Annotated in this window: 16 protein-coding genes; 7 read left to right on the plus strand and 9 right to left on the minus strand. The window is 67.1% G+C overall.

The features are described from left to right. Positions 1-43: 43 nt before the first annotated feature. Positions 44-799, minus strand: a complete 756-nt coding sequence (locus C84B14_RS08295; protein WP_348765164.1) for an IclR family transcriptional regulator — start codon at positions 797-799, stop codon at positions 44-46. Between the two features lie 109 nt (positions 800-908). On the opposite strand from C84B14_RS08295, the gene C84B14_RS08300 reads away from it, so the two are divergent. From C84B14_RS08300 to C84B14_RS08315, 4 genes are all read left to right on the plus strand, one after another. Further along, entirely contained in the window at positions 909-2060 is a 1152-nt protein-coding gene (locus C84B14_RS08300) for an MFS transporter (protein WP_353223256.1), read from the plus strand. Between the two features lie 193 nt (positions 2061-2253). After that, a complete protein-coding gene (locus C84B14_RS08305; protein WP_348765166.1) occupies positions 2254-2685 on the plus strand; it encodes a rhodanese-like domain-containing protein in 432 nt (143 codons plus the stop codon). Next, positions 2682-3806: an NAD(P)/FAD-dependent oxidoreductase gene (locus C84B14_RS08310; RefSeq protein ID WP_353223258.1), complete on the plus strand. Its 1125-nt coding sequence runs from the start codon at positions 2682-2684 to the stop codon at positions 3804-3806. The genes C84B14_RS08305 and C84B14_RS08310 overlap by 4 nt, the downstream gene beginning before the upstream one ends. A gap of 274 nt (positions 3807-4080) precedes the next feature. After that, positions 4081-5112 carry a 3-oxoacyl-ACP synthase III family protein gene (locus C84B14_RS08315; RefSeq protein WP_353223260.1) on the plus strand — a complete coding sequence of 344 codons (1032 nt, stop codon included), beginning with the start codon at positions 4081-4083 and terminating at the stop codon, positions 5110-5112. Between the two features lie 28 nt (positions 5113-5140). On the opposite strand, the gene C84B14_RS08320 is transcribed toward C84B14_RS08315, so the two are convergent. The 6 genes from C84B14_RS08320 to C84B14_RS08345 all read right to left on the minus strand — a co-directional run bounded on the left by C84B14_RS08320 (position 5141) and on the right by C84B14_RS08345 (position 9702). After that, positions 5141-5491 carry an AzlD domain-containing protein gene (locus tag C84B14_RS08320; RefSeq protein WP_353223262.1) on the minus strand — a complete coding sequence of 117 codons (351 nt, stop codon included), beginning with the start codon at positions 5489-5491 and terminating at the stop codon, positions 5141-5143. Then, positions 5488-6183 (minus strand): AzlC family ABC transporter permease, encoded by a 696-nt coding sequence (locus C84B14_RS08325; RefSeq protein WP_353223264.1) that lies wholly within the window; start codon positions 6181-6183, stop codon positions 5488-5490. The genes C84B14_RS08320 and C84B14_RS08325 overlap by 4 nt, the downstream gene beginning before the upstream one ends. Next, the gene (locus tag C84B14_RS08330) at positions 6180-6722 is read right to left on the minus strand and encodes a helix-turn-helix domain-containing protein (RefSeq protein ID WP_353223266.1); all 543 of its coding nucleotides are present in this window, start codon (positions 6720-6722) and stop codon (positions 6180-6182) included. Before C84B14_RS08330 ends, C84B14_RS08325 begins: the two co-directional genes overlap by 4 nt. 79 nt (positions 6723-6801) lie before the next feature. Next, positions 6802-7674: an SDR family NAD(P)-dependent oxidoreductase gene (locus tag C84B14_RS08335; RefSeq protein ID WP_353223268.1), complete on the minus strand. Its 873-nt coding sequence runs from the start codon at positions 7672-7674 to the stop codon at positions 6802-6804. A 96-nt stretch (positions 7675-7770) separates the two neighbouring features. Beyond that, positions 7771-8658 carry a LysR family transcriptional regulator gene (locus tag C84B14_RS08340; protein ID WP_353223270.1) on the minus strand — a complete coding sequence of 296 codons (888 nt, stop codon included), beginning with the start codon at positions 8656-8658 and terminating at the stop codon, positions 7771-7773. Between the two features lie 99 nt (positions 8659-8757). Next, the gene (locus C84B14_RS08345; RefSeq protein WP_353223272.1) at positions 8758-9702 is read right to left on the minus strand and encodes an NADP-dependent oxidoreductase; all 945 of its coding nucleotides are present in this window, start codon (positions 9700-9702) and stop codon (positions 8758-8760) included. A gap of 416 nt (positions 9703-10118) precedes the next feature. Here C84B14_RS08345 and C84B14_RS08350 point away from each other — a divergent pair, with 416 nt between their 5' ends. The 3 genes from C84B14_RS08350 to C84B14_RS08360 all read left to right on the plus strand — a co-directional run bounded on the left by C84B14_RS08350 (position 10119) and on the right by C84B14_RS08360 (position 12327). Then, entirely contained in the window at positions 10119-10781 is a 663-nt protein-coding gene (locus tag C84B14_RS08350; RefSeq protein ID WP_353223274.1) for a response regulator transcription factor, read from the plus strand. A gap of 177 nt (positions 10782-10958) precedes the next feature. After that, positions 10959-11606 carry a hypothetical protein gene (locus C84B14_RS08355; RefSeq protein WP_348765176.1) on the plus strand — a complete coding sequence of 216 codons (648 nt, stop codon included), beginning with the start codon at positions 10959-10961 and terminating at the stop codon, positions 11604-11606. Positions 11607-11667: 61 nt separating this feature from the next. After that, positions 11668-12327 carry a hypothetical protein gene (locus C84B14_RS08360; RefSeq protein WP_353223276.1) on the plus strand — a complete coding sequence of 220 codons (660 nt, stop codon included), beginning with the start codon at positions 11668-11670 and terminating at the stop codon, positions 12325-12327. A 9-nt stretch (positions 12328-12336) separates the two neighbouring features. Here the strand turns inward: C84B14_RS08360 and C84B14_RS08365 are convergent, their stop codons facing one another. Both C84B14_RS08365 and C84B14_RS08370 read right to left on the minus strand, forming a co-directional pair. Then, a complete protein-coding gene (locus C84B14_RS08365; RefSeq protein WP_353223278.1) occupies positions 12337-13710 on the minus strand; it encodes a sigma-54-dependent transcriptional regulator in 1374 nt (457 codons plus the stop codon). Continuing rightward, positions 13710-14152 (minus strand): ATP-binding protein (locus C84B14_RS08370; protein WP_353223280.1); only part of this gene is annotated, 443 nt, incomplete at its 5' end. The genes C84B14_RS08370 and C84B14_RS08365, both read right to left, overlap by 1 nt.

The following is a 14152-nucleotide window of genomic DNA, read 5'->3' on the forward strand; positions in this document are numbered from 1 at the left end:
CGGGCGCCGGCGACGCCTGGGCGTAACGTGTGGGCGCGGTGTTTTAGCCGCCGCCCTGAAAGACCGCCTCGATTTCGGCCCGGCATTTACGCAGTGCCACGGCCAGCTCGTCGTAATGCGGCTCGAAGCGTAGCGCCGGCACCGCCAGCGAAACGGCGTAGTTACCGCTCAGCCCGGTGCGAATGTACACCCCCAGGCCACAGACCCCGTCGGCGTGTTCTTCGCGATCCACCGCGATGCCGGTGCGCCGGACCGTGCCTAATTCCGCCTGCAACGTGGTCAGGCGCGTGTGCGAGGCCGCCGTACAGGGTTGCAAGGTCTCGCCGAGCACGCTCGCCAGCCGGGCCTCGTCCTGTACCGCCAGCAGGGCCTTGCCATGGGCGGTGCAGTGAATGGGAAACGCGGTGCCGACCTGAGACACCACCCGCAGTTCACGATCGGAGACGTACTGATCCACCGAAATGGCATGCGTGCCGCGATCCAGACACAGGTCGACGGTTTCGCGGGTGCGCCGGCCGAGGGCTTCGATATGCGGGCGTGCCACGGCCACCATATCGGTATGCGCTGCCGTGGCCAGCCGGGCAATCGCCGGGCCGAGCCGAAGCCCGCGTTCGCCCTCGACCAGCAGCTGCTGGTCGAGCAAGGCGCTGGCCAGACGGTGCACGGTGGTTCGCGGCAAGCCGGTGGTGCGCGCCAGTTCGGAAACGGTACGACCCTCCGAGGCCGCTTCCAGAGCGGCCAGGATCTGGGCAGCACGAGCGATGACCTGGCCGTTCGAGGACTGCTGTACTTCTGTCATGGGCACACGATACGCGCGGTAGGCGGATGCGGGGATTCTGCCGCTTGACGCGCCGCGTGTCAGGCCTAACATATCCGTCTATCGGTCATTGTATCCGATAGGTGGTTAAATGAGTGCGCAAAAACCCGGTCCCGTCGCGGCCTTCAGCCTGCTTGCCGTAGCCTGCCTCACGATCATGGTGGGCTGCGTGGTGGTGCCCGGGTTGCCGAGCATCGCGCAGAATCTGGGCGTGGCCTCGGCGGCGAGCTGGCTGGTCACCCTGCCGGCGCTGGGCGTGGTGCTGTTCGGGCCCGTGGCCGGGCATCTGATCGATCGGTTGGGGGCCTATCGCATGCTGTGTGCCGGGCTGTTCGCCTACGGGCTGTTGGGTGTGGCCGCCGTGGCCCTGCACGGGATGTGGCTGGTATTCGCCAACCGGCTGTTGCTGGGCGCGGCGACCGCGCTGGTCATGACCTCGGGCACGGCGCTGATATCGGCGTTCTACAGCGGCCCGGACCGGCTCACCATGATCGCCCGCCAGGGCATGACCATCGAACTGGGCGGCGTGATCTTCATCGCCCTCGGCGGCCAGCTGGCGAGCCTGGGCTGGCGCTGGCCGTTTGTGCTCTACCTGTTCGCCTGGCTGATGCTGGGGATGGTTCTATGCTGCGTGCCACGCCCACCCGCGGCCCGCGATAACCCACGGCCCACCGCGCAGGCCCGCCGTCTGTCGGCCACGCTCAAAACCGTCTACCTGCTCGCGCTGGCGGCGATGACGATATTCTTCTTCGCGGTGGTCAAGCTGCCCATCCATTTGCATGCCCTGGGTTACAGCGAACCGCAAACCGGGTATTTCCTGTCGTTCATTTCTTTGGTCGCGGTGGGCGCCGCCTTCGTCATGCCGCGCGTGGTGAGCAGGCTGGGCGGCTTCGCCACGCTGGCCGTCGCCTTTCTATTCTTCGCCGTCGCGCATGGGCTATTCGCTTGGGTGAGCAGCACCGCCTGGCTGCTGCTGTGCTGTATCGCCATGGGCACCGGCTTTGGTTTGTCGGTGCCGCTGGTCAATCACATGACCGTAGAAGGCAGCGCAGCCGAGGTGCGCGGCCGCAACCTGTCCTATCTCTCGGTCGCGATCTTCCTCGGGCAATTCCTGGCATCGTTCTCGGACTTCATTCCCGGCCCGCCGACAGTGGCGCTGTGTATCGCAGGCGCGGCCAGCGTTGTGGTAGCGGGGTCGATCGGCGTGGCCCGCGGTCTGGTGACCTCCGGCGCCACGCGCTGAAACGAGCAGCACGGCCCGTCCCCGGCCCAGGCGGGCGCTTTAAACCGGCCGATAGACTCGACCACATACGCGTGGGAGGCGCATCCTTGCCAACGTTCAGCCATTTCCAACCTGGCTTGACCGGTTCGACGCGCCTTCGCTTTGAGACGGCCGACCGGGCTGGGCAGGCCATACAAGAAGGCAAACAGCGCCTATGACGATTATCGACAGCTTGCGTCGCTGGTTCGGCCAGGAACAAAGCAGCACATCGACGGCCCCCGCAGGCCGGGCGAACGCAGCGGCGCCCGATACGCCGGTTGACGTGCTCGATCTCAACGCCGCCTTTGAAGCCCACCAGGCGGGTGCGCGCTTCATCGACGTGCGTGAGCCGGGGGAATGGTCGCAGGGCCATATCGCGGGCGCGGTGCACCACCCGATCGATACGCTGGAAGCCCAGCCGCAGATCTCGGTCACCCACGATACGCCGGTGGTGACCTATTGCGCCGCCGGCATCCGTGCTGCGCGCGGTGCCGCCGCGCTGGCCGCCAACGGCTATCGTGACGTGAAAGTGCTCGAGGCCGGCTATGGCGACTGGCGCGCGGCCGGGTATCCGGTGGAACATCCGGACCGCGATACGCCGGCGTGAGCCCCTCGACACGGGTCGTACTCGTAGGCGCGGGCCATGCCCATCTGCATGTAGCCGCCCATGCGGACGCGCTGGCCAAGGCCGGCGCCGAGGTCACGCTCGTCGACCCGGGCATCTTCTGGTACTCCGGTCGGGCCACCGGCATGCTCGGCGGCCGGTTTGATGCCGAAGACGATCAGATCGACCCGCGCGCGGTCGTCGAAAACAATGGCGGCGCCTTCGTGGCTGGGCGGGTGGCGTCGGTCGATCGCGCACAGCGGCGTGTGCACCTCGCCGACGGGCAGGCACTCGACTACAACTGGCTGTCGTTCAACGTGGGCAGCGGCGTGGCGCGCGACACGATCAGCGGCTGTACGGCCGATACGAACTGCTGGCCGGTCAAGCCCATCGCCAATCTCGAGGGCCTGCGCACCGCCCTGAGCCAGGCGTTCGCCGCCGGCGAGGCACCGCCGGTCGCGGTCGTCGGCGGCGGCCCGACCGGCTGCGAAGTGGCTGCCAATATCGCTGCGCTCGCCCGTCGTCATGCACCCGCGCAGGCGCGCCCCGCCATTCGCCTGCTGCAAGGCGGCGCGAGCCTCGCCCCGTCGCTACCGGCAGGCGCAGGCCAACGGCTGGCCGAAAAACTGACCACACTCGGTATCGAGATTCAGTACAACCGGCGCGTGACCGAACGCTGCGACGGCGAACTGATCTGCGACGACGGCGATCGTATTGCGGCCGCGCATGTCGTCGTCGCAACCGGGCTGGTGGCACCGCCCTGGCTGGCCAACCTCGACCTCGCCTTCGACGACGGCCTGGTGGTGGACGATACATTGCGCAGCGTCGACGATCCGCGGGTATTCGCGGTGGGCGACTGTGCGCATATTCGTGGCCATGCGCTGGCGCGGCTGGGCGTATTCGGCGTGCGCCAGGCGCCGGTGCTGCTGGCCAATCTGCGGGCCGGTATGCATGGTCAAACGCTCGAACGCTACGAGCCCCAATCAAAGTGGCTATCGATCCTCGACCTCGGCGACGGCACCGGCCTGGCCACTCGTGGACAACGCTGGTGGCTGGGCCGGACCAGCGTGTGGCTCAAGCACTGGCTCGACCGCCGCTTCATCGAAAGCTATCGGGTGAGCTAAGCCGGCACCGGGCGCAAAAGCCCCGCATGCTGCGCCGCGTCACGCCGGCTATGGGCAGGCTCCGGACGCGCCCGTGACCTGTGCATTGGCGGCATTGCCCGCACCCAACCGCAGCATACGCTCGCGTACGTGCATTGACGCGCACCGTACGGACGCCGATATTGAGCGTTTTGCGCGTCGGCGCCTGTGTTATGCCTAGACTCGTGATTGCCGCTGTCGTCGGGAGAGATACCTTGCCCTATCGAGCCCTCAACCACCGCCGAGGCCGTCGCTGATGGCTGCCGTAATCGATGCCATCGAGTACATGCTGCCGGCGCGCACCGAGTCGATCGAGGAAATCGCGGCGCGTTTCCCCAACTGGCCGCTGGAAAAGATCGCCGAAAAGACCGGCATCCGCGCGCGTCATGTTGCCTCCGACGAGGAATGCGCCTCGGACTTCGGCGTGATCGCCGCCGAGGCGCTGATCGAGCGTACCGGCACCGACGTGGCCGATATCGACTATCTGATTTTCTGCACCCAGACGCCGGACTATCTCGCCCCGACCACCGCCTGTCTCGTGCAACAGCGGCTGGGCCTGGGCACGCATATCGGCGCGCTGGATATCAATCTCGGCTGTTCCGGCTATATCTATGCGCTGGGCGTGGCCAAGGCCTTGATCGAAACCGGCCAGGCGAAAAAGCTGCTTCTGGTCACCGCCGATACCTACAGCAAGTTCGTCAATCCCGGCGACAAGAGCGTGCGCGCGCTGTTTGGCGATGCCGCCGCGGCCACGCTCATGAACGCGGATGACGGCGCCGAGGCGATCGGCCCGTTCGTCTACGGCACCGACGGCTCCGGCGCCCAGGATCTGATCGTGCCCAACAGCGGCCTGCGCAACCGCGCGATCGACCGCCCGGTGGAGGAATACACCGACCGCCACGGCAATACCCGCAGCGATCACAACATCTACATGAACGGGCGCGCGGTGATCGAGTTCACCCTGCGCGAAGTGCCCAAGGCCATCGATGCCCTGTGCGCCAAGGCCGGCGTGAGCCTGGACGACATCGATGCCGTGGTGCCTCACCAGGCCAGTGCCACCGTGCTCGAAGGCATCCGCAAGAAGCTGGACCTGCCGGCCGAGCGCTTCGTGGTCTGCATGGAAGACATCGGCAACACCGTCTCCTGCAGCATTCCAATCGCCATCAAGCGCGCGGCTGCGATGGGCCAGATCAAACCCGGCGCCTTGCTGCTGCTGGTCGGCTTCGGGGTGGGGCTGTCCTGGGGCGCAACGCTCGTGCGCCTGCCCGACGACTTCGCCGCTGCCTGATTCACGCACGGCCGGGCCGCGTGCGGCTCTAGGACAAAAGCCAGCGCGTGGCCGGCCCGGCGAGCCCGAAGGCGACGATTCCCGCCACCACGGCCAGGCCCACGCTCTGGCGCCAGCGTAGAACCACGGCCGTCGCCACCGCGCCGATGCCGTAGCTCAGCAGCGTCGGCCGCGACGGACTTTCGATCACCGGCCGGGCCAGGCTCGCCACGGCCAGGGCCACCAGCAACGCCGGGCCTGCGATCCGTATCGCCGGGTGATCGCCCGCGAGCAGCTTGAGCAGCCGGCTGCGGGGCGACAATAAGAACGGCAGAACACGACTGAACGCGGTCACCCCCGCCATGGCAGCGATAGCAATGAACAGCGACGCGTCGTTCATGCCGCCGCCGCGCGATGACGCCATACCGCAACAGCCGTCGCGGCGGCCACGCCGGCCGCCAGGGCCAGCGCGATATTGCCGACCCAGATTGCAGCTAGCGCGGCCGCCGCAGCGGCCAATAGCGGCGCGGCCGTATCGCGGTCGAGGTTGTCCAGCGCCAGGGCCAGAAACAGCGCTGGCAGGGCAAAATCCAGTGCCTGGGTGAGCGCCGGCGCCGCGTGGTTGAGCACCGTGCCCAATACGGCCCCCAATGCCGTACCCGCGACCCAGGATAAATACGCCGCCGCGGCCAGACCGGCGAGCCAGGCGGTGAGTTGCCGGCCGGGCGCGGCATCGCGCCGCGTAAGCGCGGTAGCGAACACCTCGTCGGTCAAGCCCATGGCCAAGGGTAAGCGCGCCGAAAGGCGCGTCGGGAATATGCGGCGCAGAAACGCGCCGTAGACGATATGCCGCGAATCGACCAGCGCACACAAGGCCACCACATACGGCCAGGGCGTGGCGTCGTGCAGCGCGGCCAGCAGAATGAACTGGCTGCCGCCGGCAAAGATTGCGGCCGAAAACAGCACCGGCACATAGACGGGATAGCCGAAACTCGTGGCCGCGGCGCCGAAGGTGATGGCTACCGGAACATAGCCCAGACAGATCGGCCCCGCCGACCGCAGGCCACGCAGCAGACCACGCCGCCGGCTCATGCTGGCCGCACGCCGGGATAGACAACCGATACGAGTGCGGCCGCGCCGGCGCTGCCCGCTTCGTAGCGATGGGTTTGATCGGCCGCGAATGTCCAGGCATCGCCCGCCCGCAGCAGCGCCCGGTCGGCCGGCGTGGCCACCGTCAGGCTGCCCCGCAGCACCAGCACGTGCTCGCTCACGCCGGCGGCATGGGCATCGGCCGGCCGACAGGCGCCGGCTTCGAAGCGCATGCGAAACGTCTCGATCCTGCGCTCGGCGTCTTCGCGATCGACGAGCGCCACCGAAACCCCGGCGGCTACCGACGCCTGCGGCGCGGCATGCCCCACCAGCTCCCCATAGCCGACGTCCAGCACCTGGGCGAGCTGCCATATCGTCTCGATGGTGGGGTTGCCCTGGCCGCGCTCCAGATTCGACAGCGTGGACTTGCCGATACCGGTCAGCGCCGACAGGCCGACCAGGGTGATGCCGCGGGCGGTGCGAAACGACTTGATACGCTCTGCGAAGGCACGGTGCAAATCCTGTGGGGTGGCGCTATCCATTGTTGAGAATGGTCGCGGGGCGGATTTCCATTATATTGGAATTCGGTATCGCCCCGCAAAACCCGCCCGCCGACGCGGCTCAGCCGGTCGCGCGATATTCCGCGCACACGGGCGCCACCTCGGCCCAGCATGCTGCAAGGCTTTCGGCGCTATCGGCGGCCACGCCGCGGATATTGCGGGGGTAGTCGACGCCCGCCGCCTCCTGGGCGCGCACGGCATGGAACTGGCCGTTGCTGGCACGCAGAACCCAGCCGCTGTCGCCACAGGCCTCGCTGACCAGAAACACCGCGCCGGGGGCGACGCTGTCCGGGGTGAGCTCGGTCGGCTGCTCGGTCACGCCCCACATACGGGTCTTGGCGACCGGCGAAATCGCGTTCACGCGAATATCGTGCGCCGCGCCTTCCAGCGCCAGCGCGTTCATCAGGCCGACCGCCGCCATCTTCGTGGCCGCATAGGCCGCAAGACCGGCCTGGGCATACTGGGGATAAAGCGCACGGTCGGAGGTGGTAAGCAGAATACGTCCATACCCCTGTTCGACCATCGCCGGCCAGGCTGCCTGGGCAAGCCAGGCTGGCGCGTTCAGGTGGATGGCCGTGGCCCGCTCGAGAAAAGCCGGCGTAAGCGCGTCGATGGCCTCGTAGCCCACCCAGCCGGCGTTGTGGATCAGGATATCCAGCCGCCCGTGCTCGGCGACGATACGTTCGACCAGCTGCCGACAGCCGGCGCGCGTTTCGATGTCGTCGCTGGCGGCCTTGGCCGAATACCCCGCCTGGCGAATATCTTCGGCGGCGTGTTCGGCCACCGTGTCGTCGCGGCCGCTGCCGTCGTTGCGGGTGCCGCCGTCGTGTACCACCACGTGGGCGCCGCGGGCCGCCAGCGCCCGGGCATAGGCCAGCCCGATACCGCGCCCGGCGCCGGTGATCAGGGCGATACGTTTATTGAAATCACGCATGGGGCTCTCGTGGGCGAATAATGAGCCGGCAAGATTAGGCACCGCCGTCGCGGCCGGCTAATACCTTTGAGCCGGCTCGGCGATACCCGGCAGGTATCAGCGCGGCTCTTGCACGTCGTGCAGGAAGTTGCTCACCACCGGCGAATCGCAGTCGCCACGCCGGGCCACGGCCAGCTCGAACACGGCCGCCGGGTCAGCGTCGAGAACACGGTAATGCACTTCGTTGCTGCGTACCGAGGCCATGCTGGCCGGCACGATGGCCACGCCGGCTTCGGCCGCGACCAGCGCGATCACGCCGTGAATCTGGCGTGCCTCCTGGACGATGTCCGGCTCGAAACCGGCCGCATGACACAGATCGAAGGCACGCCGGAAAAAGCCGCGACCTTCATGTCCGGGCCAGAATACGAACGCCTCGGTGGCGAGGTCGGCGACCGAAAGATCGACTTTGGCTGCCAGCGGATGTTCCGCCGGCACCGCGATGGCCAGCCGGTCGCGATCGAAGGGTTGCAGTATGAGGTGGCGGTCATCGGCCAGCGGCGGCAGCACCACGGCCAGATCCAGGGCCTGGTCGCGCAGGGCTCGAATCTGGCCGGCAGTGGTTTCTTCGATCAGGTCCACCCGCACCTGTGGCCAGGCACGCCGAAATGCCCGTACCGCAGCCGGCAGACGCCCGTACATCGCACTGCCGACATAGCCGATACGCAGCCGCCCGGTCTGGCCGGCTGCGGCCGCGCGGGCCGCCGGCACGCAGCGCTCCGCGGCGGCCAGCGTTTGTCGTGCCTGTTCGGCAAATGCCGCGCCGGCCGCGGTGAGACGGTTTTCGCGCTGGCCGCGTACGACGAGCGCTTCGCCGACCTCGTCCTCTATGCGTTTGATAGCCGCGCTCAACGGCGGCTGGGACATATTCAGCCGCCTCGCAGCGCGATGAAAATGCAGCTCTTCGGCCACCGCCACGAACTGGCGCAGCTGACGTAATTCGATCATCCCACTATCCACGCACCGGCCTCGAACGCATCAGCCTACACGCGCGGGCGCGCGTCCGATCGAGCGCGATACGGTCGCCAGGGATCGGCGACGGATGCGTTACAGCGTAATCACCACCTTGCCGACGGTACGCCCGCTTTCGATATGTGCGTGGGCGGCGGCCGTGTCTTCGAGCGCATAGCGTTCGGAAATATGCGGCACCAGCGTGCCCTCGCCCAGCATCGCAGCGATCTCGTGCATGTGCTCGCCGCTGGGGAATACGTGCATGAAATAGTTCACGACCAGCCCCTTGGCCTCGGCGGCCTCGCGATCGCTTTCGACCAACCCGGACGGCAGGTTGATGATCGTGCCGCCATCGCGCATGACGCTCACCGAACGCTGGAACTGGGCCCCGCCCTGGGTTTCCAGACAGAAATCGATGTCGCCGGTTACGTCTTCGAAGCGCACCGCCTTGTAGTCGATATGTTCGTCGGCCCCCAGCGATTCGACGAATGCCTTGTTTTTCGCCGACGAGGTGGCGATGACGTAGGCGCCGAGGTGCTTGGCCATCTGCACCGCGAAATGCCCCACCCCGCCGCTGGCGGCATGAATCAGCACCCGATCACCGGCCTTGAGCTCGCCGAAATGGGTGAACGCCTGCCAGGCGGTGAGTGCGGCCAGCGTGCTCGCGGCGGCGGCCTCCCAGGACACACCGGCCGGAATGACAGCGAGTTCTTCCGCCGGCGCGGTGACGTACTGCGCATAGCCATTGGGCGGCAGGGGAAAGCGAATCATGCCGAATACGGCATCGCCTTCGTTCAGGTGCTTGACGTTATCGCCGACGGCCACGACCTCGCCGGCCACGTCCCAGCCCAGAATCAGCGGCAGCGCGTGGTCAAGCTGGGAGGCCAGCGCTTCGCCCTGGCGGGTTTTGACATCGACCGGGTTCACGCTCACGGCGGCAGTCTTGATCAGCACCTCGTCCGGCGCACAGACGGGCATGGGGCGTTCGGCCAGCACGAGATTATGCGCGGGGCCGAACTCTTCAAAGGCAACGACGTTCATCGGGGATAGACTTCAACATAATGGCTGGATAATACAAATATATCGCACCGCACCCGCCGCCCTCACCCCTGCGTCCACGGCCCGCACCCGCAAGGCTCGTGCCGACGCGGTATCGCGGGCTTCGGCGCATTTCGCGTTCGGCCCCGGCCTGTTCGTCGTTGCGCTGTAGCGCCTGGCTGCGCCGAGCGCTTCCTGCGACCGGGCGCGATAAATGAACTCTTGAAATGCAGGCGAACGGTCGTAGATAGACGGGTCACGGCATGGCTGTATGTCCGGACAGCCGCTGCCGTTTCATCATCCATCGCAATCCAACGGACCGGGGTATGCGCCCCGTGCAGGTCAAGGCACGCCTGCTCATACAAGGCCTGGGCTCCCGTCAATAACGCAAAACGCAAGAATCGCCCAGGAGCAAACAAGTGAAAGAGACCATTTATGTCGTAGAAGATGACGACGCGATACGCGAATCCCTGAAATGCCTGGCCAGCGATGCCGGCTACGCGGTGCGCTGCTTTCGTAGCGCGGAACGATTCTTGAGCCACGCGCCGCGCATCGACGCGGGCTGTGCGCTCGTGGATATGCGCCTGCCCGGCATGGACGGCCTGCAACTGCAGCGCCAGATCAGCGCCGCGGGGCTGAGTGTCAGGACGGTGTTCATCACCGGCTATGCCACGATCCGACTGGCGGTCGAGGCCATGCAGCTCGGTGCCTCCGGGTTTCTGACCAAACCCGCGCCTGCCGAGCAGCTGCTCGCCGAAATCGAACGCTGCCTGCGCCGGGGCACACGCCGACGTGGGCAGCACGAGGCCGGTCAGGCCTATGCCCGCCAGCTCGAACGGCTCACCCCGAGAGAGGCCGAAATCGCCGGGGCACTGACCGACGGCCTGACCACGCGTCAGGTGGCAGTCACTCTCGGCATCAGCAAGCGCACGGCCGAGAGCCATCGCGCCAACATCATGGCCAAGCTGGATATCGCTTCGGTGGCCACGCTGACCAAGATCGTTTGTCTGGCCCAGCCCGGCGACCGGCAGCAACCGCCGGGCGCCGCCCACGCGGATGGCCCGCGGGGCTGCCGGCCATAGCGCTGGCCACCGCGACGCAGCATGTCATGCCCGGCCGGTTTTTCGAGCCGGCCGGGCGATTAGCACCGTGCCCTGGCGCTACGCTACCCGTACATTTGCCCACCGGATCGTCACGATATACCGCCCTGGTTTGTGCGGCCTATATTGCGCATCCATTTAGCGCCACGGAGCGCTGCGATGTGGCAACTCATCAGTGACAATGCCGCCGCACTGACCGTGATCGCCACGGCGGCCACCCTGATCGTATGGACGGTCTACGGCCAGATTCTGTCCGCGAACCAGAGCCGCCAGCAGAAGACACGGCTGTTCATCACCCAGGGCAACGGCAGCGGCCTGGATTCGACCTGCCTGTTGAGCAATATGGGCAAGGAGTTCGTTTTCCTGCGCGGCGTGTTCGTCGATCTTCATGAAAGCGACGGCGGTCACCACACCGCGCCGGTGGAAAAGGAATGGCAGGCACAGCCGCGAAGCTACAGCGCCGAGGACATCGGCCAGGGCCCGGTGGGGTCGAGCCAGCAACTGGTACTCGGGCCGTTTCGATGGCTGGTGGCCGAGGCGGCGCGCAAGGCCGGCCTGCTCCAAGCCGACGATGACGCCGAACTCTGGCAACGGCTCGAGTCGTTCTCGATTACGGCGGTGATCACCGCCGGGCCATACGAACAGATGATCGGCGCCGCCCACCGGTTCTTCGTGGATTCAGACAACGGCCAGATACGGCCCGACCCGAAGGGCACCCGCCTGCGCACATCGCGCCGCGATGTGCGCTTGCTGCGCCAGCGCTTACAGACCATGACCGAAAACCGCGGCGCAGAGCCCCCGACCTGACCACCGGCGATCCGCAACAAGCCGCCGGCTGCATCCACGCCCGGCAACATCTGACGCACCCATGTGGGAATGGATCAATAACAACGCCCAGGCCCTGTCCTTCTTTGCCAGCGTCGGCACGCTGGGGGTATGGCTTTTCTATGCGCATCTGCTTTATTCGGGCTTTCGGCGGCAACGCCAGGCGCGCATCCTGATCAACCAGGGCTGGGGCCAGCAGGTGGATTCGGTTTGCCTGATCAGCAACATGAGTCAGGAGCCGATCTATATCCACAGCATCACGATGACGATCCGTGCACGGCACAACACGCAGGAAAACGAATACACCGAGGCGATCACCGACTTCGACGAAGCCCAGCCGCGCGATAGCGAGAACCATCCGCGCGAAGTCACCCGCCAGGGGCCGCTGCGCGTAGGCGAGCAGATGAACCTGGGGACCTTTCGTTCGCTGCTGCGCCAGACCGCGAAACGGCACAAAGACTTGCGCGCCGACGAAAGCCAGCCGCTGCGCAGTCTGTCGGTGCGCAACTTCAAGGTCACCGTGATCGCAAGCTACGGCCCGGAAGGCGGCGTGATCGGCGCGCAACGCAAGTTCCTGGTGCGCGGCGACGACAACCAGCTGATGAGCCCGGTCGCCATCAGCACCAAGCGCATGACCCGACGCCGCGCGCGCCACAGGTTGCAGCACTGGCTGGAACAACAGCTCGACACCGCGCATGGCTGAGGCATCGCTTCAATCGCCGGTCAGCCCGTATTTTTCGAGCCGATAACGCAGCGCCCCCCGGCTCAGGCCCAGCCGACGGGCAGCGGCCGAGATGTTGTGGCGGGTTTCGGCCAGGGTGCGTTCGATGAGATGGCGTTCGCTATCGGCCAGCGTGGGCGTGGCCTCGTCCGGCCCGGTACCGAGCCCCGGCCCGTCCGCGTTCGCGGGCATCGGCAACTGCAGGTGCGCGACTTCCACCACGTGCTCGGCATGCACGAGCACGGCGCGCTCGATGACGTGGCGCAGTTCGCGCACGTTGCCGGGCCAGGCATATGCCCGCATCGCCGCACGCGCGGGGGCGTCGATATCGGGCACCGGCCGGCCGTAGCGTTCAGCGGTCCGCGCGGCGAAGTGTTCGGCCAGGGCCAGCACGTCGTCGCCGCGTTCGCGCAGCGGCGGCAGGTGCAGCGTAAGCACGTTGAGCCGGTAGTAGAGATCCTGGCGAAAGTCGCCGGCAGCCATCATCGCGGCGAGATCGCGATTGGTCGCGGCCACGAACCAGGCGCCGATGGCGCGCTCGGTATCGCCGCCGATTTCGCGCACGGTGCGTGCTTCAAGCGCGGTAAGCAGCTTGGCCTGTAGCGACAAGGGCAGCTCGCCGATTTCGTTGAGAAAGGCGGTGCCCTCGCCGGCCGCCGCCAGCAACCCGCGCCGGGCGCGATGTGCGTTGGTGAAGGCCCCTTTTTCGTGGCCGAACAGCTCGGCTTCGACCAGATCCTGCGGCAGGGCGGCACAGTCCACCTGCACGAACGGGTGCGCGCCGCGCGCCGAGCGCGCATGCAACAGACGCGCGACGCGATCCTTGCCGGTGCCGGTTTCGCCGGTGAGCAGCACGTTCGGCGGTGCCTCGCCGGTGCCCAGGGCCGCGATCCGATCGAGCTGGGCATACAGCTCGCGCATGGCTGCGCTGTTGCCGATCAGCGCCGTGTCCGGCGCGCTATCGGTCGGGGTGTCGCGGGCCGAGCGCGTGCCCGGGGTTTCGCGCGCCAGCGCATCGGCGACCACGCGATGCAGGGCGTCCAGATCGAGCGGCTTCTTGAGAAAGTCCACCGCGCCCAGGCGCATGGCGGCGATGGCATCGTCGAGCTCGCCGTAGGCGGTCATCACCAGCGCCGGTATGTCCGGAATTTCGCCGCGCAGCCAGTCGAGAAAATCCAGCCCGTAGCCGTCGGGCAGGCGCAGATCCAGCACCGCCAGATCGGGCGGCCGGCGACGCGCGGCCAGTTTGGCATTGGCGATGTTCTCGCACACCGCCACGGTATAGCCATCGCGGCGCAGACGCCGATCCAGCGCACGGGCCAGCGCGCCCTCGTCTTCCAGCAGCAGGATGTGGGGCGCGTTCATCAGGCTTTACTCGCAGGCAAATTCACACGCACGCGCGTGCCACCACCCGGCGCTGAGAGGTATTCCAGCATACCGCCATGGGCCTGGAGGACCTTGTAGGCGAAGGGAATGCCCAGGCCGCTGCCACGGCGCTTGGTGGTGGGTAACGGCGCGCTCGAACGCGGATCGGGCACCAGGGCCATGCCCGGGCCGGCATCCACGATATCCAGCTGTGCTGCGCCGTCGTCGGTGACCGCCGTGGCCACCACGATGCGCGACTGCGGCGGCGATGCTTCGAGCGCATTCGCCAGCAGGCCGTGCAGCGCCTGTTCCAGCAGGGGCGCGTCGGCGTTCACCGCGACCGGCGCACGCTCGCGCTCCAGCGCGATATCGGCGGCGGCCAGTCGACCGCCGAGAGCGGCAATCGCACCGTCGACGATGGTATCCAGCTGGCACGGCCTAG

Source organism: Salinisphaera sp. C84B14 (assembly GCF_040361435.1).
GTDB lineage: Bacteria > Pseudomonadota > Gammaproteobacteria > Nevskiales > Salinisphaeraceae > Salinisphaera.